This window comes from Streptomyces sp. Q6, from assembly GCF_036967205.1.
GTDB lineage: Bacteria > Actinomycetota > Actinomycetes > Streptomycetales > Streptomycetaceae > Streptomyces > Streptomyces citrinus.
This window is the reverse complement of record NZ_CP146022.1, coordinates 8,472,144-8,495,286: the sequence shown is the minus strand read 5'-3', so window position 1 is coordinate 8,495,286 and position 23,143 is coordinate 8,472,144. Positions and strand designations below refer to the sequence as shown.

Here is a 23,143-nt window from a genome sequence, read left to right as displayed (position 1 = left end):
GTGAGGCGTGCGGATTCCGTCCCGGACCGACATCCGAAGGGAAGCCCGATAATCCGATATTCCCTCCGGATTCATGGGTCATGGAGCGCTGCGCGCGACTGTATGCTGCGCGATCTGTTGGAGCTGAAATCCTGCGCCGAGATGCGGTCAAGCGTTTGAAGAGCATCGGGCGCGACCACAGTAGGAGAAGGGCGACCCATGACGTCAGAGGCCGTCGAACGCGCCGAGATGGCACCCGTAACGGACCGCGAGGAAAACCTGAGTGCGGAAATGCTGCGTACAGAAATGTTGAGGATCGAAGAGAAGGTCGCTCAGCTGACCGACGTCATCAATCGTTCTGAGCGTAGATCCGGTCCTCTCCCTTTGGAGGAGTTCCTCGAGCCGGTGCGTCGCGCGAAGGACGCCTGGGATCGCAGTCGCGCTTCCGCGAAGCCACCGAAGAAGACCATCAAGGTCGTCGAGCCGAGCGGGATGACACTGCCCGCACATTCCGATCTGCGCCGCGAACCTCCTCGCAAGCCCGCCGACCAACAGCCCGACTACCTTGAGAAGTTCGACAGTACGACCCTCTACTACGACGCCTTCCGTCACGACGACGGCGTATGGCTCTCAGGTCCGCCGCTGCGCAATCTGCGAGCGGTGCTCGAGGGCGCGGACTGGCGGGTGGACGGCGTGCCCGTCAACGGCTCGCTGTCCTTGAGCGATTGGGGCCGCACTCAGCGCTCGCGCATCGTGGACGCACCGGCCGGCAACACATTGACACTCGCCGTGCACGGTTGCGAATTCACCATGGACATCGCCCCGGACGAATCAGATCTGTTCGCGGGGCAACGCACGCTGATCACGGTGTCCAAGGACAATGATCTCGTCTGGCTCAAGGACTATCTGCACTATTACCACGTCGTTCACGGCGTGACCGGAATCGTCCTCTACGACAACAACTCCACGCGGTACACCCCGCACGACGTCGCGGACGCGATCGCCGAGGTCGAGGGAATCACGACGGCGGTTGTCGTCGCCTGGAACTACCCCTGGGGTGCGGAGCGCGGCCCGAACAACGTCTGGGATTCCGACTACTGCCAGTATTCGCTGCTCGAACACGGCAGGTTCCGCTACTTGGCCAAGGCGGCCGGCGTCATCAACGCGGACATCGACGAACTCGTCCTGGCCGACGACGGCCGATCGGCATTCGAGCACGCCGCGGAGTCCGAGACGGGCGTCGTCACCTACCACGGGCACTGGATCGCCATGGCGACGCCGCAGCCCATGAGCCCCACCCGTCAACGGCGCTTCGTCGACTACCGCCACCGCACCGGCAAAGCCGCCACTGCCAAGTGGACGCTTCTGCCGAGCCACTTGGACTGGCGCACCACCCAGTGGCGCGTGCACAGCGTCGACGGCTCCGGCGCCCAGCCGACCCCGCACCTCCACCACCGGCACTACCAAGGCATCACCAACGGCTGGAAGTACAACCGGACCGAAGTCGTGGCGCAGCCGGGGGCTCACCACTTCGACGTCCGGATGAGCCGCGTCCTGGACATCGTCTTCGGCAACTGAAGCGCTGGAGGCCACTCCAGCACCCCCGTTGGGAAGTCCGCGGCGGAGTCGGGACGCCTCCGTCCCGACTCCGCCGATCCGGAGTCGCCCCACCGCGCAGTGGGGCGGGAGCGGTGGCGACCGCAGCCATCCGAGTGAACGCCGTCGGAACCAACAGCGCTCGCGCCGCACAGGCCAGGATCGGCTCGTGTCCTGTGTCAAGGTGAGGCAACACCGCTGATCAGCGACGTCCTCTCGCCGAACTCCTGACTGGGATCCCGTGTGACCGCTCCGCCCGAGGGCAACCAACTGTCCTACGTCCCCTCCCCCGCCCCTCCAGCTCGTCCCGCTGTACGGTTCGGTCGCCGCGCCCCGTGGCGGACCCTCACCGTCGTCCTCCCTGCGTGCTGGATCCTGATCGCCGGGTGGAACCATCGCTGGATCGGCGACGACGGCCTGATCTACACGCGGGTGGTGCGGCAGATCTTGGCGGGCAACGGCCCCGTGTTCAACGTCGACGAACGCGTGGAGACGTCGACGGGCACGCTGTGGCAATGGCTGGTTGCGGCCGCGACACTGCCGACGGGCAAGGACCCGGCGACCGTCGCCGTCTGGCTCGGGCTGGTGCTGTGCACCGCCGGTTTCGTCCTCGCGCTGCTCGGCACCCTCGGACTGTACGGCCGCCCCACCCGAGTCGTTCCGCTGGGCGTCGTGGCCCTACTGCCGGTCCAGGCGACGTGGGACTACGCCACCTCGGGGCTGGAGACGGGGCTCGCCTTCTGCTGGCTGGGGGCCACGTGGTGGGCGCTGGTCCACACCGGACGCAGCGGCCGCCATCTCGTCCCGGTCGCCGTCCTGTTGGGCCTCGGGCCGCTGGTGCGCCCCGACCTGTCGCTGGTGACCGCTCTGTACGCGGTGGTCCTCTACGCGCTCGTCCGTCCGGCTCCACGGCGCGCGCTGACCGCGCTCGTCGCAGGACTGGCACTGCCCGTCGGCTACGAGATCTTCCGCGCCGGGTACTACGGCATCCTCGTCCCGCTTCCCGCGGTGACCAAGGAGGCGTCGTGGACGCTGTGGGACCGGGGCCTGTTCTACCTCGCCGACTTCGTCGCTCCGTATCAGCTGTGGCTGCCTCTGGCGCTGCTCGCCGCGCTGTCCGTCCCGGTCGCGGCGGCGCTCGGTGACGCGTCGGACGGCCGCCGCACCCTGGTCATCGCCTCTGCGCCGGTCGTGGCCGGACTGGCATCGGCCCTGTTCGTCACCAAGGTGGGTGGTGACTTCATGCACGGCAGGATGCTCCTGCCGGGCCTGTTCCTGGTGCTCCTGCCGGTCTTCCTCGTGCCACTCACCCGGATCGCGGCCTCCGCGCTCGCCGCGCTCACGGTGTGGGCCGGCGCCTGCCTGCTTCTGTGGCGACCCCCGCACACGAACGACGACGGCTCCCACTTCGTCGTCGACGAACACACCGGTTACGTCAACGTCACCGACCAGGACCACCCCGTCACCCAATCCGCGCACGCCGCGCGCACGTTCCTCTTCGCGCGTGAGGCACGACGGCTCACGGCCGCAGGCGAGCGGGTCGTCCTGATCGAGACGTCGTACGACCGAAAGGTCGAGGCGCTGCCGCTGTCCGCGCGGCGTCACCCCGCGATCCGCTTCGCCGGCGTGGAGGCGCGCCTGGGGCACGCGGGCGTGGCGATCCCCCTGACCGAGAGCGCCACCGACTCCTTGAGTCTGGCCAACCCGGTGGGCGCCCATACCCATCCGGTCGTCTTCAGGAAAGCCGGCCACGAGAAGCCGATCAACCGGGCCTGGGTGATCGCCGACTACACGGACCCCTCCCCCGCCGACTCCCCCGCCGTACGCGCCGCCCGCCACGCCATGACCTGCGGCCCGATCGCCGAACTGCGGGATTCGGCACGCAGCCCGCTGACCGCCTCACGCTTCTGGCACAACCTCATCGGATCCTGGGAACGCACACGGCTGCGGATTCCCGCAGACCCGGCGGCGGCTGAGAGGCAGTTCTGCGTCAAGTGACGCCGAGAGCGCCGAACCGTCCATGGAGGGGACTCAGGAGCCTGTCTGACGCGCGGTCGCCGGCCGGCGAGATGACGACAGCGCTCGGCCAAGCTTGGGCTCGATAAGGCGTTCGAATACGGTGCCCGGGTGGCTTCTCAGCGTTCTCTGCTGCCGCGTTCGGCACCGGCCGCCTCAGGTGTATCGTCCCGTTCGATCAGCGAGCAGCAGGTGCTGATGAACTCCAGCAGGTCGGTGTTGAGTTGCTCCTTGTGCGTGATGTACATGCCGTGGCCGGCGGTGGGGTACTCCTTGAACGTTGCGCCCGGGATCAGTGCGGCCGTGCGGCGTCCTGTCAGAGCGACGGGCGCGGAGGAGTCGACCGTTCCGTGGACCACCAGAGCGGGCACCGAGATCTTGCGCAGTGGCTCACGATGATCCTGGTGGAACATGGACTCGAACAGTGCGGAGCCCGCCCACGGCGAGGTGGCCAGACACTGGGCGATGGTGTGGTCGATCGTGGCGGTGGACACCTCGTTGAGGTGCGTGGCGAACCACGACTGCGCCTGCCGGGCGAACCATTGGGGGCGGTCGGTGCGGAGCGCCCGGAGGGTCGCGTGCAGGGCGTTCTCCGGCAGGCCGTCGGGGTTGTCGGCTGTCGCCTTCAGGAACGGCAGGACGGTCGAGAGGAAGGCAACGCCGGCGACACGGTGTTCGCCGTGCCGCGCGAGATAGCGGGCGATATAGGCACCGCCCGCGGAATGACCCACCAGGACCGCGTCGCGCACGTCGAGGTGGTCCAGGAGCGCGGCCAGGTCATCGGCGCCGGTGTCCAGGTCGTATCCGCCCGAGGGCCGATCGGAGTTGCCATGGCCTCGTCGGTCGAGCGTGACGCAGCGGACCCGTGCTCGACAAGGACGGGCAACTGGTACTCCCACATCTGCCCGCTCAGCGTCCAGTCGGCAGCGACACGATCGGTCGGCCCTGGCCGTAGTCCTCGTACGCCAGGCGGGTTCCGTCACTGGTCTCGAAGAACATCACTCCTCCCTCGGCTCGGTGCGCCGATCGTAGGATCCGAACGAGTGCGACCTCCATGACGCGCGAGGTCATGGTCAACTCGCCGGTCTACAAGCCGACCTCGCCTTTTGCCTGCGACAAGTACGCCTTCGAACAAGAAACTCGTTCGATCCCAGCGCCTCACTCTCGTATCGCGAGGGCCGCGAGGGCTTCTCGAACCGGCGACGACCGATCCGCGGACGTCGGTTGCGCGTGTCGTGCACGCGCGGCATCCGTTCTCGACAGCGCGGCATGAGACACGGAGATAAGGGCATTCACGGTGGAATGCAGGGAAACCAGATGTACGCCACGGGCAGCGCGCGCGGTCGATCCGTACGGGAGGGCAGCGCGCAGGAGCGAGCGAGGGGAAGGCACCGACGTCCTGGACGACGAGGGGGCCGGTGGCATCGCAGGTACGTGGCCTACCGGCGTGTCGAGATGCTGGCCTCTCCAGCTCCGGAGAGCGCGGGTTCGGTGTGTTTGCTGCTGGTACACATCCGCAAGGTGGTCGGGCGAGTGACCTATCGAGTCTGCGACGAGTGCGCCGAGGGCCTCATCACCGATGTCGTTCTCGACGAACCGTTCCGCGACTGCGGGCTGGGCACCAGAGCGCTGTCTCATCTGCGCGCGCAGCATCCCGACATCACGTGGCACACCACGCTCGAGAAACGCCTCTCTCGCGATCTGCTGCACCGGATGCGCGTACCGAAGGCGGCTTCGGGAGACGGGTGTGCCACTCTGACAGCCGATCTCGGCTAGTGAGCAGCCTCAGATTCGCCGCAGAGCTGGGCAGGTCCGCGCCCCGCGACGGACGAGGCTCCCGCACCCTGGGGACAGCGCTCGGAGCGCGTGCTTGAGCCGGTTCCGGCGGCCGGGTGCTGATGGGACCCGCAAGAAGTGAAGTCCTCGCTGACCGGGCCTCAGTCGATCCGCCGCTCCACGAGAGCCCCTCCCCCCTGCCGGACGGTGAACTCCCGGTCGACGAAACGCAGATGCTCGATTCCGGTGTCGAGCGCCGCCCTGAGGTGGGTGGAATCACCGGTGGACATCATGATCGTGACACCTCCCTGGATCCCCGCGAGCAGAGCCGCGGCGGCCCGGTCCGCGTCGAGACGGGACGACACGAGCCCCTTCTCCTGCACCGCGCGCACTCCGCGGGCGAGCTGCTCCTGCCATTGCCGCATCAGCTCCGTGACGATCGCCCGCGCGCCCGGACTCGACCGGCCGACCTGGAGGAACAGCGCACCCAACGGGCAGTGGTCACCCTGGAGTTCGTAACGCTCCACCACGACGTCCCGCCACCGCTGCCAGGTCTCCCACGAGTCGAGGCGACCCAGATGCGGCTGCTGATCCTCGAGCACCCGGTCGGCTTCGAACCGGGCGACGGCCAGCAAAAGCTCGTCCTTGCCGTCTGGGAAGTAGTGGAACAGCTGGCTCTTGCTGGTCCCGGTGCGGGCGCGGACGTCATCGAGTCTGGTGAAGGCGACGCCCTGCTCGCGCAACACCTCGGCGGCGCCCTCGACGATGCGGGCCCGGGTGGCGCGCCCCTTCGCGGTCGACGGTTCCGTCATGAATCTCCTCGTCTCAGCTCCCTTCCCCGCACCGTACGCCTTTTTGGACTTGCTGGTCCATTTTTGACGCGGCACGGTGGGCACCACGCGAGAGACGGAACAAGGAGATGACGTCATGAGTGGACGACTGCACGGCAAGACAGCACTGGTCACGGGGTCGACCAGCAACATCGGTCAGGCCATCGCCGAGACGTTCGCCGCCGAAGGCGCCCACGTCGTGGTGTCCGGGCGCACCGTGGAACGCGGAGCCGCCGTCGTCGACGGCATCCGCGCCGCCGGCGGTCGAGCGGACTTCGTCGCAGCGGATCTGGACGGCAGCACGGAGCTCTCCCGCCGCCTCGCCGAGCAGGCCACGACGGCGCTGGGCGGCCGGATCGACATTCTGGTCAACAACGCCGGCGTCTACCCCTCCCCCGGCACCGCCGACACCACCGAGAACACCTTCGACCATGTCTACGCCGTGAACGTGAAGGCACCGTTCTTCCTCACGGCCACCATCGCGCCCGCCATGGTGGTCTCCGGCGGCGGCACGATCATCAACCTCGGCTCATGGATCTCCCGCCTGGGCGTCCCCGCGGGCGCGCTCTACAGCTCCACGAAGGGCGCCATGGAAACCCTCACCCGGGCCTGGGCCGCGGAGTTCGGCCCCCAGGGTGTACGCGTCAACGCCGTCTCCCCCGGCGTGATCCTGCCCCCGTCCACCGACGGCACCGCCCCGCACCTCGGCCAGATCATGATGCACGGCACCCCGGCCGGCACGGTCGGATCGCCCGCCGCGATCGCCCACGCGGCCCTCTGGCTGGCGAGTGACGAGGCGTCCTTCGTCCACGGCACCGTGGTCGACGTGGACGGCGGACGGACGGGGGTGGCCGTGGTCGCGGCGTAGCCCGCGACGGACCTTGTCGGGGATCCCCCCTGGCGAACCGCCCTCGACAAGGTCCGTGCTCCCGACGAGCGCTCGCTGTCAGTTCTGCGCCGAGAACGCCTTGGTGGTGAGCTCCTGGAGATCGGCCGGCGCCACGTCACGGAGATGTCGCGTCAGGCCCCACCGGTGACCGAAGGGGTCCAGCAACTGCCCCTCCCGCTCGCCCCAGAACGCATCGCTCAGCGGGCGTATCACGGTGGCACCGGCGGCAACGGCCCTCTGCCAGGCGGCATCGACATCATCGACATGCAGGTAGACGGCTGCGTAGGTGCCACCGAAGTGCTGCGGGCCGAAGGACTTCAGCTCGGGGAACTCGTCGGCCAGCATGAGCGCGACGGTCCCGATGCGGATCTCGACATGGATCAACCGGCCGTCGGGGACCACCAGCCTGGTGAGCTCCTCGGCTTCGAACGCCGTCTGATACCAGCGCGATGCCTCGTCCGCGCCTTGCACGTTGAGGTGCACAGCGGAGGAAGTGAACGGCATGGTCAGCCCCTTCCGAGTCGGGATCGAGCAGATTCAGGATCCGTCGGTGACGGCCCCTCCTCCTACGACAAGGCAAGGGTCCAGAACGTCAGGCACCGGCCCTGCCGCCCTCGTCATCCGGGACTCGGCTCGGGAGCGATCTCTACGGCCGCACGGCGGCGGCGTCATTCGCCAGGGCGCTGCGCAGCGCCACGAGACCTGTCAGATCCGACAGGTCGACGTCTGCGACGAATCGCTCCAGCAGAATGCCCACCCGCCAGTAGCTGCCGTCGTGGACGGCATCGACGATCTCCGCGATCGCCGCGCGCTGATCGTCGGACAAAATCGCCATCAGGACACCTTTTCCCAGGGGAGCAGAACCCTGAGGGCCCCTCACGGAAACCTTCCCACACATTCCGTCCGGGATGCGGGAATCGAGAATTCCTTTTCTGATTCATTCTCGCCGGAAAACGACGGGAGAGGAATACTCGCGTAGCAATTCTCGGAATTCTCATTTCGTTGCAGCAGATATTGGGAGGTTCCCGCCGCAGGGCTTGCCCTCGACGTGCGGCAGACGGGTAGACGGGCACGATCCGCAGGCCCGACGAGCGCGTGGCTCATCGGGCCTCGTTCAGGGCCGGTGTGTGGTCACCACGTCCCAGGGGCGGGCGGGGTGACGACCGGGGGACGGTCGTCGCACGTGATGGTGTTGGGAAGTTCCCAGGGCGCCAGCCAGGGGCCGCTGGTGCCGCCCCCGTCGTTGCCACCGAGGTCCTGGACCGTGAACTCCGATCCGGTCGAGGGGAAGTTGAAGGATCCGCAGTTGTTGATCCCGACGGCGCCCACGTTGCGGGCGTCGACGTTCTCGAACGAGGCCGATCCGGCCGAGCGCGCGCTGACGACCGAGGTGCCGGTGCCGTCCACGCGGATGTCCTTGAAGTGGACGTTCTTGATCTCGTACTTGTCCTTCACCGGGAAGTCGGACACGAGCATGATCGCGTTGTAGGTGTTGTCCAGGAAGTGGTCGCCGGTGACCTGGATGTCCGCCTCGATGTCCTTCTCCAGCGCGTAGAACCAGATGGCGCCCAGACCGATCCGCCAGTTCAGCTCGAACGTGCCCGCGCGCACCGTGGTGTTGTCGGAGATCGTGAGGTGACCGGCGAAGGGCTCGGCACCGAACCGGGAGCCGACCTGGATGGCGCTGCCCTCCCTGATCGGGTCGGCGATGAGGTTGCCGGTGACGGTGTTGTCCGTACCGCCGTAGACCGCGATGCCGTTGGCGAGGACGGGGGTCTGGACGGTGTTGTGCGCGAGGACGTTGCGCGCGTTGCCTGTCTTCTCCGACCACAGGGCGAGCGCGTCGTCGCCCGTATTGCGGACGAAGTTGTTCGAGACCGTCGAATCGGTCACGCCCGTATGGAAGTTGAGGCCGTCGGCGATCTGGTCGACGATGACGTTGTCGGTGACGCGCAGCCCGCGCATGGGGCCGTCGAACCACAGTCCGACCTTGGTGTGGTGGAGGTAGAGCCCGGAGACGGTGGAGTCGTCGAGCGCGCCGCCCACGGCGTTCACCTGGTCGGTGTCGATCCGCTCGCGGACGTCGCCCTCGACGGCGAACCCCGAAAGATGGACGTCGCTGCTGCCGCCGTTCGCCGCGTCCTTGCCGTAGAAGCCGACCCCGGTGTGCACCGAACCGTCCGGTGCCGGGGTGCTCAGGGCGACCTCGCGCCCCTTGAAGACCGTGTACCAGCTGCCCGCGCCGACGATCGTCACGTCGTCCACCACGATGTGCCGGTTCACCTGGTACGTGCCTGGCGGGACGTACACCTTCAGGTGCTTGCGCTGGGCGAAGGCGATGGCCTTGTCCAGGGCGCCGGCGGAGTCGCGATGGCCCGACGGGTCGGCGCCGAACGCCAGCACGTTCGCGGCGCCGGACACGACGTGGGGCGGGGCCACGAGTTCCGAGTCGAGCAGGTCGATCACGGTCCAGGCGGCCGGACTCCGGGTGGGCACGCTCAGGCGCACCGTGTCGCCGGCGTGATAGGTCCTGCCGAGCTTCATCCGCTGCTCGTCGTAGAAGTGACTCGGCCGGAACGGCTTGTCGACAGCCGGGGCGGGCGTGGTCGCGTTCGGAACGCACTGGCACTCCGTGATCCACCAGTCGGGGTGGATCAGATCGGCCTGGGGGTCGTTGCTGAACGGATACTGGTTGTAGAGCCATGAGTACTGCGAGGTGAGCGTCATCGAGGTGCGGCGTGCGCCGTTCACCGAGACGTCCAGCGGTGCGACGATCCCGCCGCCGCGCGCGGAGTCCGGAATGCTGTAGCGGACCGTGAGGGCGTTGGCGCCGCGCGGCAGGGTGAACTCGACGTGCTGGCCGGGCTTGAGCTTGACGGCGCTGCGTCCCGACGCCTCGGACGCGAGGGTGTACGCGGTGCGGTCGGGCCCGATGACCGTACCGTTCGTCGAGGCGTTCTCGGCCTCCTGCTCGACGAAGGGCACGTCGGCGCCACGGCCCGCGACGAGCGCGGGGTCGAGCCCCGCGCGCGTCACGACCGGTCGGGCGCCGGAATCAGGCCGCGCCACGGCGTCGGTGCCGACGAACGTGAGGCCGAGTGCGGCGGATACCGCGATGAGCGCGGTGGCGGTCCTGACGGGTCTTCGCGACGGGACGTCGAGCCGTCCCGCGGCCGCGCGGGTGCTGTACCACGACATCAGTTCCTCGTTTCTCTCACGGGTGCGGTGACAGTAGGGCCGCCGGGGCCACCCCCACAAGAGAGGAGCGAGGAGTTTTCATCGTGGAGTCAAAAATCTACGTACATCCGTTGAGGATTTGCTCAGTGCTGGAGCGGCGGGCAGACACCCGCCGCGTCGGCAGTCCCCGCGGTGCGCTCACCGCGGCAGCCGCCGTTCACGGCGTGCGGAGCGCTTCTTGAGGTAGAGCGGAAGGCCGTACCAGCACAGGGCGAACCAGAGGAGGACCGCACCCGCGAAGATCTCGGCGAGCAGGTCCGGCAGCACCACGTGAAGTATCAGGAGCACTGTGCCGCTGATGGTGAGCGACAGGAGCACCAGGCCGGTCACCATCAGCCGCCCGGCGACCTTCACCAGGTCGTCCTTCATCCGTTGGCCGGTCAGCATCCGGTGCAGTGCCACCGGGGCTATCAAGGCACCGGTGGCGGCTGCTCCGAGGATCACGGTCGCGACGTAGACGTTGGTGTCGAAAGCGCCGAGGTCGTCGAAGCGCGAGGTGAACGCCACACTCAGCAGGAAGCCGAAGAGGATCTGTACTCCCGTCTGCGCGACCCGGGTCTCCTGGAGCACCTCGGCCCACCGCCGGTTCACTCTCTCGTGTGCCTCCTCCCGGGCACTCTCCCGGGTCTCCACCGGCCTCGCGATCTCGTCCGTGCTCATCGGCGCCTCCTTCGTAGACACCTCGGATGCCCGCAGTTCGGGAGGTTACGTATGACCGGCATACGGAAGGGCCGGACATGGCCCGGGAACGCGGGCCGCCGCCGTGACACGTCGCTCCACCGTGCCCAGGCCGCGGCGGCAGGTACGTCGCGATCGACGGTCTCCAGCAGTGGCGCGGTCGGGCGAGCTTTCCTGTACCGCACCGCGGGTGGGCCACGGGATGTCCGGGCCGCGACACAGGTGCCTCGGTACCCCTTCGGGGCGACCAGGCGCAGCGATTCTGCCGACGACCGCTCCGCATGATGTGCGGGCCGGGAGGTCTCAGACGGCCATCCGGGAGGCGTCGAGAGTGACGCGGATGGTCTTGCCGTGTGCGTCGGGTTCGACCGCGACATCGGTGCTGAGCCGCTGGACGACGAACCAGCCGTGGCCGCCGGGCACCGATGGAGCCGACGACCGCGGCCTGGGTGGGGTGGTGGATCCGTCGCTGACGCGAATGATCAGCGTCTGACCCTGGACACCGACGTCGAAGTCTCTGACGCCTCCCGCGTGCAGCATCGCGTTCGTCACCAGTTCGCTGGTGATCAGACAGGCGTCCTGTTGCAGTCGCTCCGCCTGCCGCTCGGGGAGCGTGTCACACAGTGGTTGGAGCACCGATCTGACGCGGCTGCGCGCTTCGGGACAGGTCAGGCTCATGGTCCGATGTTCGGGCGGGCTTGCCATGCCGGCCTCTTTCTGCCTGCCGGACGAGTTCGGTCAGTGCCGTCCGGGGTGTGTACCCGTCCCGCCTGCCCGCCTTGAGCCCCGGCACACGCGCGCAGCCCCGTGCCCCGGGCCGTTATCGGGGCGGGATGTCGAGCTCGTCCAGGGCGGTCCCGAGGTCCGCCGCGACGTCGAGGATCTCGTCGGTCCCCGTGATCTGGAGCAGTCGCTCGACTCCGGAGTGCAGGGGTCCCGCGATACGCAGCGGCCTGCCCTCGGCGCGGTGGTCGGAGTGTGCCTTGAGGAGCTGGTTGAGAAGAACGCTGTCGGCGAAAGTCAGGGCCGACAGATCGATCACCGTGCCCTTGGTCCGCGGATCACTCAGAGCCTGGGCGAAGGCCTCGACGACCTCTGCGAGGTTCTGCAGGTCCGCCTGGCCGGACACCGTCACGGTGGTGACGCTTCCGTGCTGCTCGACGCGGATGTCGCTGCTGCCTGATGTCATGGCCCGTACCTTCGCACACCTGTCCGCGCGTACGCACCGGACCCCGTGGCTCCGCCCGGACGCCCCGTGATGCCGGGCCGCTTGAGGAGGCGGCGCTCTTCAGTGCGTCGCAGGTGCTCTGGAACTCATCCCTCAGCCATGCCGTTTCCACCGTCGACCGCCGACAACGGCACCGGTGACGCCGCGTTCACCAAGGCGTACGTGAACCACCGACTCGGCGTGGATGCCGGTACGTGGATGCCGGTACGCACTTGCCGATCGACGGGGCCGTATTGCGTTCGTGCCCGCAGGATCCCGCCGCCCCCGCTCACCGCGGCCATCTCCGTCCGTTGCGCGTTCTCCGCACGTGTTCCGACCGCTCCTCACGCTAGGGCGCTCCGGACAGGCCGGGCGCGGCGGTCGGACCCGGATCCTGCCGGAGCCCGGCCGCCGGCTGCCCGCTCTGGCGCGTGATGCCGCACCACATGCAGTCGCTGCCGTGCAGAGGGGACGGGAGCGCGAAGGCCTCCAGGAGCATCAACGGCTCTTCACGGCCTTCGAAGGGTGTGTTCATGCCTGTCCCAGTGCCCACTCTGTCGTCGGTGACACGGGCGCTTGAACACCGGTGTCAGGGGGAGTCGCCTCAGGCCGCCGGTGTGGTCTCCGGCCGCGTCAGCGCGTCCGGCTCCGCCGAGGTGGCGACGGATGCGGGGACGACACCGAATTCGACGGCATCCTCGGGGACCCGCTGGGCGGTGTCGCCCAGGACGGAGTCGTCCCCGGGCCGGGCCCCGGGGAGCTGATGGCGCGCGGCGACGAGGGCACTGTCGATGTCCCGGGTTCCGGTGGTCACGCACAGGGTGTAGGAGATGTCCTCCATGCGGCGTTGCACCTCGGGAGAGCCCTCCTGGGCGTTCAGCGCGACCAAGGTCGCGTACTGCTCCAGGAGACGGGTCAGGACCGCGGGATGCGCCAGAAGCATGCGGGTCTGCCAATCTGATCGTGGGCTGGGCGCCCGGCCAAAGTGTTCGCCACCCCGTTTGCCCCGCCGCTCCCGATGCATGCGCCTCTTCGACATCACGGACGTTCCGGCACAGCCCTCGAAGCCTCGGGATCACGGGGCGCGGGTGTGTGGGGCCGGTGATACGGGGCAACCAGGGAGGAGCACATGACCGTCGGCCGCCACCGAGCCCGTACGGGGAAGAGAGCGAGGCCGCCATGAGCGTTGCGAGGGCGACAGAGCCGAAAGGCATCAGCAGCGCGGACGCCAGATCCCAGCTCCGCTCGGTCCTGGCAGAGGTGTGTTGCGGCCTTCCCCTGCCCGAGGCCCGGCGCCTGCGGGACGACGCCCTGCTCGTAGCCAGCGAGTTGATAGCGAACGCGCTCCAGCACGCGGGCGGCGTGACGCGCTTCAGCATCCGCCTGAGCAGCGAAGAGCTTCAGCTACGGGTCAGCGACAGCAGCGACACACGTCCGCGCGCGCTCGACAACGAAAAGGGTCAGCCGGGGTGCTACGGCTGGGCGATGGTGCGTCGCCTGTCCTCACGCCTTCAGGTCACCACCGACGCGTGGGGCAAGACGGTCACGGCCGCGCTGGCGCTCCCGCTCGCGCCCCAGCCCTGACCCAGCGTCTCGACGACCGGTAAAGGCTTCTGGTGCACCTCCGATTCATCAAAGGTCGAAACAGCGCACGCAGCGGCGATTAGCGAAACACAGCGGCTGTTCGCAGATGCGGGCATCCCGCCCGCTCAGCCGAATTGTGTCCACGCTGCTTGGCGGCCTCATTGCGGAGAATGACACGAGGGTCTGAACTTCTGATGGATTCCCAGGGTTTATGACGGAACGCAGCGGCCAGACGGAGAGTGCACAGAGAACGCTGAGACCAAGGGAGCGTGAGCAGATATGAGCGCCAACGAAAAGGCCAAGGCGAAGACCGAGCAGGCCACCGGTTCCGCCAAGGAAGCCGTCGGCCGCACGGTGGGCAACGAGCGGCTCACCGCCGAGGGCCGCGCCGAGCAGATGAAGGGCGATGCCCGTCAGGCCAAGGAAAAGGCGAAGGACGTCGGCAAGCACTGACCGGCACAGCGCCGGCCGACTCATGCGCGAGGGGCGGCTCCCGATATTCGGGAGCCGCCCTCGCGCATGAGTCGGCCGCGGCCGCGCACGCCCTTCACACGCCGACGCCATACTCTTCTCACAAATGTGTTTGAGCAGCGCGGTGTCGGCCAGACGGAGTGCATGGCTGAAAATGCGAAGACCACCCAGACCGCACAGAAATCGAAGGCCGGCACGGCGGCTCGATCGGCCGGCAGTTCCGCCGCGTCCAAGGCGTCGGCGGCGGCAAAGAAGTCCTCATCGACAGCCGCCGATCTCCGCGACAAGAGCGCCGGTCAGGTGAGCACTCTCGCCTCCAAGGCGAAGGCGGGCGGCGCGATGCTGTCCACCGTTCCGACGAAGTCCGTCCAGGCCGCGGCGACCGCATGGAGCGTCATCAAGCACCGCAAGGCGATCGCGACCGGTGCGGGTGGCGGTGTCCTCGCCGGACTGGTGGGCGCCTACGCGCTGGGCCGGGCGAACGCTCGGCGCGGTCACGGCCCGATCACCCGGTGGACCGGCGGACGGTTCTGACCGCACACGAGAACTCTCGTAGCCCGCAGTCGAGGAACCCGGCCCCCAGGACGGCGGCCGGGTTCCTCGACTGCGGGCTACGTTCTTGGGGCCCGGCACCGCAGCCGGGCCCCGTACGCCTCAGCTCACCTGCTCTTCGTCCCGCTCGTCCCATGCCTGCGTGTCGCGGGGCTCGACGAACGGCTCGGCGTCCTCCGGATGTCCGGCGACCATCGCGCGCTGCCGGGTGATCTCGGCGTCGAACTCGAGCCCGAGGAGCAGGGCGAGGTTGGTGAGCCAGAGCCAGACGAGGAAGACGATGGCACCCGCCATCGTTCCGTACGTCTTGTTGTACGAGGCGAAGCCGGACACGTAGACGGAGAAGCCCACGGATGCCACCAGCCAGATGAGGAGCGCGACGCCCCCGCCCGGAGTGACCCAACGCCATCCCCGGCCCTTGGCATTGGGGGTCGCCCAGAACAACAGGGCCATCATCAGCACCACGAGCACCGCCAGCACCGGCCACTTCGCGACGGACCAGACCGCGAGCACCGTGTCTCCGACGCCCAGCGCGCTCCCCGCGTTCTCGGCGATGCCACCGGTGAAGACGACGATCAGCGCGCTCGCCATCGCGAGAGCCATCAGGGCGACGGTGAGTCCGAGCCGCAGCGGAAGAATCTTCCACAAGGGGCGGCCCTCCGGTACGTCGTACACCTGATTCGCCGTCCTGATGAACGCCCCCACGTAACCCGAAGCCGACCAGACGGCCAGCACGAGTCCGACGACAGCCATGATCGACCCCATGCCGGCATTGCCCTGCAACTGGGAGACGGACGTGGTGAGGATGTCCCGGGCAGGTCCTGGTGCCAGCGACTCCAGCCCCTTCAGCACCTTCCGGGTGGCGCTCTCCCCCACCACTCCCAGGACGGCCACCAGCACGAGGAGTGCGGGGAAGATCGACAAAATGCCGTAGTACGTCAACGCCGCGGCACGATCGACGAGTTCGTCCTCCTGGAACTCCCGGACACTCCTCTTGAACACCGCTCTCCAGGCATGTTCGGGAAGTTCGGTCGGGGAGTCGGGGGCCCGCTCCTCGACGGCTGCGGACGGGCCGTACTCATCCTTGTTGTCTGTCATTCACCCCGCATGTCCCGCAGGTGGAGGCCGCACGCACGCCGCGAGGCGAAAACCTTGGTCGGCCGGCACATCGCCGCCATGGGTCTCGTGCGGATCAGCCTCGACGCGCTGAGCGGGAACGGCTCCGCCTGTTGTTCTCGCGTGGGGTGGCGGAGGTCATGTGCGGTTGAGCCGGTTCGGCGGCCTGCTCGATCCGGACGACATGCTTGTCCCGGATCGAGCAGGCCGCCGAGGCCACCGCGGAAGATGCTCGTCTCATCGAAGGTGGGCGTGGGTGACAGCCCGACCTTCGAACTCGTTCAGCCGAGCGCGACGGATGCGGCGATCCGCTTGCCCACCGGCGCGCGGTGAACACTGAAGCTCTGGCACACCGCCATGACGATCTCCAGCCCGTGCTGCCCGATCCGCTCCGGGTCCGCCGCCTGGACCGACGGCAGCGTGGTGCTGCTGTCCCACACGCTGATCTCCACGGCGCCCCCCTTGAGCTCCAGGTCCACGAGGCACGGACCCGGCGCGTACTTGCTGGCGTTGGTGACCAGCTCGCTCACGACGAGTTGGACGACACCCATCGTCTGAGGCGGTACCGGCAGACCGTGCTCTGCCTGCAAGGACGTCAGGAACTCGCGGGCCATGAGCCGCGCGGCCGCGATCTCGGCACTGCTGTCGAAAGCAGCGCCGACCGCCGGCGAGCGATCAACGTGCGCCTCCTGGCGCAGGGTCTGCACATCAAGGTCCATGGATCCGCCTCACATCCGAAGCGCCGCTAGTAACTCAACCCCCGATACCCCCGAATCAGGACCGTACCGCGCACGGGTGAGATGAATGTGCCCGGGCGGGCCCGGAACCTCATCGGAGACCTCGCCGAAGGAGCGGTTTGACCGGACATCAGGCGGTTTACGTCTGAACGATCCGGCGGTCGGTCGCGCACCGGAGTGCCTTCGCCCCGCGCGGCCAGGCCGGATGGTGTGGACGTGCGGACACGCTGTCCGAATGCCACACAAGACAATGCCCGCACAAGCCAGTGCCCGCACTGGTCACCGGCGGAACGCCGGTGACCAGTGCGGGCATAAATCAACCCACATGTCCTGGTCGTGGATGCGGTTGGCGCCTTGAGTACGCAGCAGCAGGGTGGCTCACTCGTGCCTCAGAGGCAGCTCTGCCCACCTTGCACGCACTCGGGGCTAGTGCCCTGACCGGGAAGGTTCGCCGGGTTGAGCGGGCGGTGGATGGCGTGATGGCTTCCGATGAGGGAGATCTGCCTCATAGGATCTTGAGCCCAGGCTCGGATGTCGGAGGGCGATGATGGAACTACCGCGGATACGCCTCGGCAGCGACGACGTGTGGGTGGAACTGGCTCGGACCGATGGCGACACCTGGCAGGTCACTGCCGATTGGTGCTCGTGGCTGACGGCTGACTTCACCGCGGATGTCAGCGCTGCGGAGGTCATGGACTTCGCGGCCCGCGTGCTCTCTCACCTGCGCGCGCCGTCGGGTGGACGCTTTTCGGTGGCGGTGACTCCGGGCCGGAGCAATCCGATGACGTTGAAGGCGGAGCCCGTCGGGGACGGTTTCGCCTTTTTCGTGCGTCTGACTCCCAACGGCGACGACGGCGTGTGTCATTTGCAGATGGAGATCGATCCGATCGCCACGTTGGAACTTCGTGAAGCATTCGATGCGCTGCACGCGGCGCTGGTTGTCTGACCCGCCGGAACATCTGGTCAGGCCGCCATCGTGAGCGGGCGTCCGCCCCATCGGATGCCCTTCTCGCTGCGGATGCGGGCGCGTTCCCTGCGTTCGGCGGCCAGGACGTCACGATGGCGGGCGTTGACGTTGCGCCAGCGCAGGTAGGCGTGCAGAGCCTTGGTCTGCACGATGTGGTTGGGGTGGTGGGAGTTGGCGATGGTGAACTGTCTCAGCGGTCCGAAGTGGGCCTCTATGGGGTTTGCCCACGAGGCGTAGGTCGGGGTGAAGCACAGCTCGACCTTGTTCTTCTTCGCCCAGCGGCGGATGTCGGCGCCCTTGTGGGCAGACAGGTTGTCCAGGATCACGTAGATCGGTGCGCCGTCGGGGCGGGCGGCACGGATCGACTTCAGCGCGGCCAGCGTGTTCGCGGCGCCCTTCTTGCACCGGTTGACGCCCCACAGGCGGTCGTCCCCAACCGAGTAGCAGCCATGGAAATAGCGCACCCCGTGGGTGCGGTGATATGTGGCGGGCAGTCGGCCGGGGCGCTTTCGTTCGGCCCAGCACGAGCCGGCGGTGGGCCGGATCCCGAGCGGGCCGAACTCGTCGAAGGCGAAAACCCGGTCGGAGAAGCGGTGAAGGACCTCTTCGATCCGGTCCAGCTTCGCCTCGCGGTCCGGGTCCGGCGACTCCTTCCATGTCTTGGTGCGCTGGAAGGTAACGCCGCGGCGGGCGAGCAGGCCACGTAACGCCTCGCGGCCGATGCGGATCACCCGGCCGTGAACTTTCCGCAGGTAGGCGACGAGCTTGCGCAGCGACCAGCGGGTGAAGGGCTGGCCGAGCTTGGTGGGGCGGGTGATGGCCGTCTGGATGACGAAGTCCTCGTCATCACGATCGAGCAGGCGGGGACGGCCTCCCGCCCACCGAGGGTCCAGGCAGGCCAGGCCGATCTCGTTGAACCGGTGGATCACATCGCGCACGGTGTCCTCGTCGGCCTGCACCAGCTTCGCGATCACCGGTGCCCGGTTCCCGCCGGCCGAGGCCAGCAGCATCATCGCCCGCCGGTACCGCACCGAACTGGTGCTGCCCCGGCGCACGATCTGCTGCAGCTTCTGCCCTTCCTGGTCAGTCAGTCTGCGCACCCGAACAGGCTCAGCCACCGCACCCCCAACGGTCGGATCGGACGTCACCGCACATCCAACCGCCACCACCAACAACCCGGCGAACCTTCCCGGTCAGGGCACTAGAAATAGTGCTTTCGCCCACCGACGGCACGGCCCGAGGCTCCCAGCAGCCACAGGACGGCGCCGACGACGATCAGGACGCTGTCTATGGTCGTCAGCAGGCCCATGCCCACCAGCAGGCCGATGATCAGCAGGATCAGTCCAAGAGCAATCATCACGATTCCATTCGTTCGAGTTCTGCGGGTCGATGTGTACGAAACGATCTCCGGAAGCTCAGCCCACGACCTGCACCATGAACGCCCCATGCCGTCGGGACGCCGTCCTGGTTCCCGCCGACACCCCTACGTGAGCCGAGGCCGAGTTCAGCCGTAGCGACGTCATGGTCGGGCAGGTGCCAACTCCGCATGGAGACGATCACCGCAGCTACGGCCGCCAGGGCCAAGGTCACCAGGAGAACGGTGAGATCCCAGGGTGGCAGGCCGTCCCACAAGGGCCTGTCCGCCGCCACCACCGCTGCCCTCATCAGCCGCCTCACGTCCTCGTACCGTTTCGCCTTCCGCACACGCGAATGCCCCGCAATCACCTCCGCACGCACACGATCGTCAAGGAATCACTCAACTCGGAGCACCGACTGCAAAGATCAACCTCATGCGCCGATCCCGGCACCTCTGTGCCCCGCACAGGGCGCGTCCTGGAGGCGGCCATCCGCAGTACTGCCGGGCCGCCGCCACCTCAGAACGCGTACCTGATACGCAGCCAGGGCGTGTGCGCGGTCAGCAGCGTGCGGAGTTCGGCGAGCGCCCGCTGCTTGATCTCGACGGCATAGCGCACGTTCAGCGCCCCGTTCCGCGAGCGCTTCGCCTCCTGGACCTGCGGCTGCCAGAGCACGTCCTCGGCCTTGGGGTGCCAGCCCAGATTGACCTCGTGCAGCGCCTGGTTGTGCGTCAGCATGATGACCTCGGCGGCCGCCTGCCGCTTCACCCTCGGCGGCAGGACGTCGTCGAGGTGCGTGAGGAGGGCCGCCCAGTCCCGCTGCCAGTCCGGGCGCAGCACGACGGGTGAGAGGTTGAAGTGCACCTCATAGCCCGCGTCGAGGAAGTCGGCGGCCGCGGCGATCCGCTCCGCGACCGGGCTCGTGCGGATGTCCAGCAGCCGGGAGTCGTCGGGCGGCATCAGCGAGAAGCGGATACGGGTGCGACCTCGCGGATCGAGCTCCAGCAGGTCGGGGTTGACGAACTTCGTGGCGAAGGAGGCCTTGGCGGTGGGCAGCGCGCGGAACGTCGCGACGAGGTCGGCGGTGTTGTCGCAGACCAGGGCGTCGACCGAGCAGTCCCCGTTCTCGCCGATGTCGTACACCCAGGCCTCGGGGTCGCACTGGTTGGGCTCGGACTTGGGGCCCTGAGCCCGTACGTGGCGCCGGACGTGGGCCACGATGGCCTCGATGTTGGTGAACAGCGTGATCGGATTCGCGTACCCCTTGCGGCGGGGGACGTAGCAGTACGCGCAGGCCATCGCGCAGCCGTTGGAGGGGCCGGGGGCGATCCAGTCGGCGGACCTGCCGTTGGGGCGGGTCTCCAGGGTGCGCTTGACGCCGAGGACGAGCGTCTCCGTCTTGATGCGGGTCCAACGGGCCACGTTGCCGTCGTTGCCGTGCAGCGACGGGATCCGCCAGTGACTGGGCACTTCGGTCACGCGTACACCGGGCAGGCCGGCCATGATCTGTCGGCCGCGCGGGGAGGCGAGGGCGGCGGGTTCGGCGTAGACCTCGCGCACGTCGAGCATGCGCCGCGCCACGGCGCTCCCCCGGAACCCACCGCGTGACGGGGCGGCGGGCACCGGCTCCGCCCAGTCGAAGAGGGCTCCCTGCCCCGGCTCGTCGTCGCTCGGCTCCGCCCGAACCCCGTCCACATGCTCCCCTTTCCGGCCCCTCGGACCGGTCAGAGGTGCGAGGCCGCGTGCCGCGCAGGTGCGCGGGCGCCCAGTATCCGCGGTCCACGGCCACGAGCCCGCGTCGGCACGCAGCCGGCTCTCCTCCTTGTTTCCCTCGCGGTGTCGCGGCCAGGGAAAGATCCACCCACTTACTTTCGGAAGCATCGAGGCTTTTGGCCGACTGCGACGGGCCGTGACGGAGTACTCGACGACCTCGAACAGCGAACCGGAGGCCGAAGGCCACCCTGCGTGAGGAGGGATCGCAGGCGTACGGCATGCTCCCTCTGCCGGTCAGGTGATGGCCTGAACGGTTCGATCGCACTCTCTGGAGCACCCGTGAACGCAAAGCGCCGCCGTCTGCTGCTGGCCACCCTGTCCCCGATGCTTGCACCTGACGAGCAGGTCGAGGTCACGACCATCGTGAACCTGAGCTCGGTGTCGGTGCGCCGCACGGCCGCGTTCGCGGCGGCCTCGGCCATCCTCAGCGGTGGAGCTGTCGCGGTGATCCCGACGCCGCGGCCGATGTACCTGGCCATGACGAACCATCGAATCTTCGTCTTCCAGGCCGATCCGACGTTCGCCAAGACGGGCGAGCACGTCATGACGATCCCACGCGCCGGGCTCGTACGCGGTCCGATACGGGAACGCTGGCTGAACTCGTCCTTCGTCGTCTCCTCGCCCGCCGACGACCAAGGGCTGAAGATCATCTTCCCGCTCCTGGGGCGCTCCGAACGCAATGTGATCGCCGCGGCCCTGCCCCTCGACCAGCCGGAGGCAGCCACGCCCACCGCATGATGGGCTCCTGTGCGGCATCGCCGCCATACCGGGCGCGGTTCGTCAACGGCGACCGGCCTGGCGGCGATGGGTCGAGCAACTGGTGAGGCCTCCGGGCTGCTCCGGCTCCTCGGAGGCGGCCACGAAGGAGTGCTCCCGGCACAGCCCGGCAGCTGCCTGCCGTCGGCGAGTTTCGCGGGCGCGGCGCGGTGCAGGGCCGGATACCGGGAGCACACCTGGGCCCTGTACGCGCCCTTCTCGCCGGTGCGCATTCAGTGCAGACCTTGTGCGCGCCCCGCGCAGGCCCGTAAGTTCCGCGCGTGAGCGACAAGATGTCCAGCACCGGCCCGGCAGGCACCATTCTGGTCGTGGATGACCATGAGCCGAACCGGTTCGCTGTCGGCAGTGTGCTGCGCCGGGCCGGCTACCACGTGCTGGTGGCAGACTCGGCCGCCCAGGCCTTATCCGCCCTGCACCGAACCGATCCCTTGCCGGACATGGCACTGATCGACGTCCATCTGCCGGAGGTGAGCGGGTTCGAACTCGCCCGGCGGATGGCCGCCGACCCCGCGCTCTCGCGCGTTCCGGTCGTGCACATCTCCGCGGAGGCCAACGAGGCGCACGACCGCGTCGAGGGGTTACAAGGAGGCGCCAGCGCCTACCTCGCCTCCCCCGTCGCTCCCGAGGAGCTGCTGGCCACGGTCCACATGGTGCTGACCGCCGGACGCAAGGCGCAGGCAGCCCACGATGAAGGCCGCTTCGCCCTCGACCTCCAACAGGCGTTCCTGCCCCCGGCTCACAAACTGGCCACGTTGAAGGGCATCGACCTCGCCGTCGGGTACGTACCGGCGATGCGGCACTCGCAGCTCGGCGGCGACTTCTACGCGGCGTTCGCCGTCGAGCGCCGCCTGCTGCTGGCCGTCGGCGACGTGGCCGGGCACTCCCTGGCCGCCGCCACCGTCATGGTCGAGCTCCGGCACGTCCTGCGGGCCTACGCGCTCGAGGGCCACGAGCCGCACCACATCCTGCAGTTGATGGACCGCCTCCTGCTGCACTTCCACCCCGACGTCACCGCGACGATGTGCCTGGCCCTCCTCGATCCGCACTCCGGCGCGATGGAGATCGCCAACGCCGGGCACCTGCCACCCCTGATCGTGTCCCCCGGTGGGCGGGCGCACTATCTCTCGGTCCACGGACCTCTGTTGGGCCTGGGTCTGGCTCACAAGCCCGCCGCGTCCGCTCGCATGGAACAGGGCCAGATTCTGCTGATGATCACCGACGGGCTGATCGAACGTCCCCGGGTCGACCTCGCGGACTCCATGGAGGACCTCCGCCGCCGCGCGAGCCGACTGCCCTGCATCCCGCACGCACTGCGAGACGCCCTGCTGCACCACTACAGCGCCGACTCCGACGACGACATCGCCCTGCTCGCCGTACGCCGGCAGTCGGCTCTGGACGGTTGACGGCTCAGGGCGCGAACCGGGCGCGGTGTCGACTTCGCGTCTCAGAGCGATCTCCGCCATCGGCTCGCCGAACTCCAGGTCCGTCCACTCCGCCTTTCAGGAAGCGTCGAACTCCCTGCCGCACGCGTACATGACGCCGTACCGCCCGTGCGGCAACGGACCGAGACGCGGCCCTGATGTCGAGTAGCTTTGCGTCATGG

General features: G+C 68.3%; 24 protein-coding genes and 1 pseudogene. 10 read left to right on the top strand and 15 right to left on the bottom strand.

What is annotated here, in order from left to right; genetic code table 11:
• Window positions 1-198: 198 nt before the first annotated feature.
• Both V2W30_RS39130 and V2W30_RS39125 read left to right on the top strand, forming a co-directional pair.
• Window positions 199-1,557 (top strand): capsule biosynthesis protein CapZ, encoded by a 1,359-nt coding sequence (locus V2W30_RS39130; RefSeq protein ID WP_338703362.1) that lies wholly within the window; start codon window positions 199-201, stop codon window positions 1,555-1,557.
• 261 nt (window positions 1,558-1,818) lie between these two features.
• The gene (locus V2W30_RS39125; protein WP_338703361.1) at window positions 1,819-3,573 is read left to right on the top strand and encodes a hypothetical protein; all 1,755 of its coding nucleotides are present in this window, start codon (window positions 1,819-1,821) and stop codon (window positions 3,571-3,573) included.
• A gap of 137 nt (window positions 3,574-3,710) precedes the next feature.
• Here the strand turns inward: V2W30_RS39125 and V2W30_RS39120 are convergent, their stop codons facing one another.
• Window positions 3,711-4,490: an alpha/beta fold hydrolase gene (locus V2W30_RS39120; RefSeq protein ID WP_338703360.1), complete on the bottom strand. Its 780-nt coding sequence runs from the start codon at window positions 4,488-4,490 to the stop codon at window positions 3,711-3,713.
• Window positions 4,491-5,025: 535 nt separating this feature from the next.
• Between V2W30_RS39120 and V2W30_RS39115 the strand changes: the two genes are divergently transcribed.
• Window positions 5,026-5,367, top strand: a complete 342-nt coding sequence (locus V2W30_RS39115; RefSeq protein ID WP_338703359.1) for a GNAT family N-acetyltransferase — start codon at window positions 5,026-5,028, stop codon at window positions 5,365-5,367.
• A gap of 161 nt (window positions 5,368-5,528) precedes the next feature.
• Here V2W30_RS39115 and V2W30_RS39110 read toward each other — a convergent pair whose 3' ends face one another.
• Window positions 5,529-6,179 (bottom strand): TetR/AcrR family transcriptional regulator, encoded by a 651-nt coding sequence (locus V2W30_RS39110; protein ID WP_338703358.1) that lies wholly within the window; start codon window positions 6,177-6,179, stop codon window positions 5,529-5,531.
• Between the two features lie 115 nt (window positions 6,180-6,294).
• Between V2W30_RS39110 and V2W30_RS39105 the strand changes: the two genes are divergently transcribed.
• Window positions 6,295-7,065, top strand: a complete 771-nt coding sequence (locus tag V2W30_RS39105) for an SDR family oxidoreductase (RefSeq protein ID WP_338703357.1) — start codon at window positions 6,295-6,297, stop codon at window positions 7,063-7,065.
• Window positions 7,066-7,143: 78 nt separating this feature from the next.
• Here the strand turns inward: V2W30_RS39105 and V2W30_RS39100 are convergent, their stop codons facing one another.
• The 8 genes and pseudogenes from V2W30_RS39100 to V2W30_RS39065 form a co-directional block, all read right to left on the bottom strand.
• Complete coding sequence (locus tag V2W30_RS39100; protein WP_338703356.1) at window positions 7,144-7,590, bottom strand: VOC family protein; 447 nt, start codon at window positions 7,588-7,590, stop codon at window positions 7,144-7,146.
• 142 nt (window positions 7,591-7,732) lie between these two features.
• Window positions 7,733-7,921 carry a hypothetical protein gene (locus tag V2W30_RS39095; protein WP_338703355.1) on the bottom strand — a complete coding sequence of 63 codons (189 nt, stop codon included), beginning with the start codon at window positions 7,919-7,921 and terminating at the stop codon, window positions 7,733-7,735.
• Between the two features lie 296 nt (window positions 7,922-8,217).
• Window positions 8,218-10,284 (bottom strand): glycosyl hydrolase family 28-related protein, encoded by a 2,067-nt coding sequence (locus tag V2W30_RS39090; protein WP_338703354.1) that lies wholly within the window; start codon window positions 10,282-10,284, stop codon window positions 8,218-8,220.
• 177 nt (window positions 10,285-10,461) lie between these two features.
• Window positions 10,462-10,983, bottom strand: a complete 522-nt coding sequence (locus V2W30_RS39085; protein ID WP_338703353.1) for a DUF6328 family protein — start codon at window positions 10,981-10,983, stop codon at window positions 10,462-10,464.
• A gap of 321 nt (window positions 10,984-11,304) precedes the next feature.
• Complete coding sequence (locus V2W30_RS39080) at window positions 11,305-11,679, bottom strand: ATP-binding protein (RefSeq protein WP_338703352.1); 375 nt, start codon at window positions 11,677-11,679, stop codon at window positions 11,305-11,307.
• Window positions 11,680-11,821: 142 nt separating this feature from the next.
• Window positions 11,822-12,190, bottom strand: a complete 369-nt coding sequence (locus V2W30_RS39075; RefSeq protein ID WP_338703350.1) for an STAS domain-containing protein — start codon at window positions 12,188-12,190, stop codon at window positions 11,822-11,824.
• Between the two features lie 367 nt (window positions 12,191-12,557).
• Window positions 12,558-12,743, bottom strand: coding sequence for a hypothetical protein (locus V2W30_RS39070; RefSeq protein WP_338703349.1), 186 nt, complete (start codon window positions 12,741-12,743; stop codon window positions 12,558-12,560).
• 189 nt (window positions 12,744-12,932) lie between these two features.
• Window positions 12,933-13,151, bottom strand: a pseudogene (locus V2W30_RS39065) (DUF5133 domain-containing protein); the annotation flags it as partial.
• Between the two features lie 236 nt (window positions 13,152-13,387).
• Between V2W30_RS39065 and V2W30_RS39060 the strand changes: the two are divergent.
• From V2W30_RS39060 to V2W30_RS39050, 3 genes are all read left to right on the top strand, one after another.
• Window positions 13,388-13,792: an ATP-binding protein gene (locus V2W30_RS39060; RefSeq protein WP_338703348.1), complete on the top strand. Its 405-nt coding sequence runs from the start codon at window positions 13,388-13,390 to the stop codon at window positions 13,790-13,792.
• 279 nt (window positions 13,793-14,071) lie between these two features.
• Window positions 14,072-14,245: a CsbD family protein gene (locus tag V2W30_RS39055; protein ID WP_338703347.1), complete on the top strand. Its 174-nt coding sequence runs from the start codon at window positions 14,072-14,074 to the stop codon at window positions 14,243-14,245.
• A gap of 162 nt (window positions 14,246-14,407) precedes the next feature.
• Window positions 14,408-14,797 carry a hypothetical protein gene (locus tag V2W30_RS39050; RefSeq protein ID WP_338703346.1) on the top strand — a complete coding sequence of 130 codons (390 nt, stop codon included), beginning with the start codon at window positions 14,408-14,410 and terminating at the stop codon, window positions 14,795-14,797.
• A gap of 120 nt (window positions 14,798-14,917) precedes the next feature.
• Here V2W30_RS39050 and V2W30_RS39045 read toward each other — a convergent pair whose 3' ends face one another.
• Both V2W30_RS39045 and V2W30_RS39040 read right to left on the bottom strand, forming a co-directional pair.
• Window positions 14,918-15,913, bottom strand: a complete 996-nt coding sequence (locus V2W30_RS39045; RefSeq protein ID WP_338703345.1) for a YihY/virulence factor BrkB family protein — start codon at window positions 15,911-15,913, stop codon at window positions 14,918-14,920.
• A 299-nt stretch (window positions 15,914-16,212) separates the two neighbouring features.
• Complete coding sequence (locus tag V2W30_RS39040) at window positions 16,213-16,650, bottom strand: ATP-binding protein (RefSeq protein WP_338703344.1); 438 nt, start codon at window positions 16,648-16,650, stop codon at window positions 16,213-16,215.
• Window positions 16,651-17,212: 562 nt separating this feature from the next.
• Between V2W30_RS39040 and V2W30_RS39035 the strand changes: the two genes are divergently transcribed.
• Window positions 17,213-17,614 carry a hypothetical protein gene (locus V2W30_RS39035; protein ID WP_338692552.1) on the top strand — a complete coding sequence of 134 codons (402 nt, stop codon included), beginning with the start codon at window positions 17,213-17,215 and terminating at the stop codon, window positions 17,612-17,614.
• 17 nt (window positions 17,615-17,631) lie between these two features.
• On the opposite strand, the gene V2W30_RS39030 is transcribed toward V2W30_RS39035, so the two are convergent.
• The 3 genes from V2W30_RS39030 to V2W30_RS39020 all read right to left on the bottom strand — a co-directional run bounded on the left by V2W30_RS39030 (window position 17,632) and on the right by V2W30_RS39020 (window position 20,685).
• The gene (locus V2W30_RS39030) at window positions 17,632-18,753 is read right to left on the bottom strand and encodes an IS630 family transposase (protein ID WP_338692551.1); all 1,122 of its coding nucleotides are present in this window, start codon (window positions 18,751-18,753) and stop codon (window positions 17,632-17,634) included.
• 83 nt (window positions 18,754-18,836) lie between these two features.
• The gene (locus V2W30_RS39025; protein ID WP_338703342.1) at window positions 18,837-18,992 is read right to left on the bottom strand and encodes a hypothetical protein; all 156 of its coding nucleotides are present in this window, start codon (window positions 18,990-18,992) and stop codon (window positions 18,837-18,839) included.
• A 517-nt stretch (window positions 18,993-19,509) separates the two neighbouring features.
• Window positions 19,510-20,685 (bottom strand): spore photoproduct lyase family protein, encoded by a 1,176-nt coding sequence (locus V2W30_RS39020; RefSeq protein ID WP_338703341.1) that lies wholly within the window; start codon window positions 20,683-20,685, stop codon window positions 19,510-19,512.
• A 357-nt stretch (window positions 20,686-21,042) separates the two neighbouring features.
• Between V2W30_RS39020 and V2W30_RS39015 the strand changes: the two genes are divergently transcribed.
• Window positions 21,043-21,501 carry a hypothetical protein gene (locus V2W30_RS39015; protein WP_338703339.1) on the top strand — a complete coding sequence of 153 codons (459 nt, stop codon included), beginning with the start codon at window positions 21,043-21,045 and terminating at the stop codon, window positions 21,499-21,501.
• Between the two features lie 299 nt (window positions 21,502-21,800).
• Window positions 21,801-22,943 (top strand): fused response regulator/phosphatase, encoded by a 1,143-nt coding sequence (locus V2W30_RS39010; RefSeq protein WP_338703338.1) that lies wholly within the window; start codon window positions 21,801-21,803, stop codon window positions 22,941-22,943.
• Window positions 22,944-23,143 lie beyond the last annotated feature (200 nt).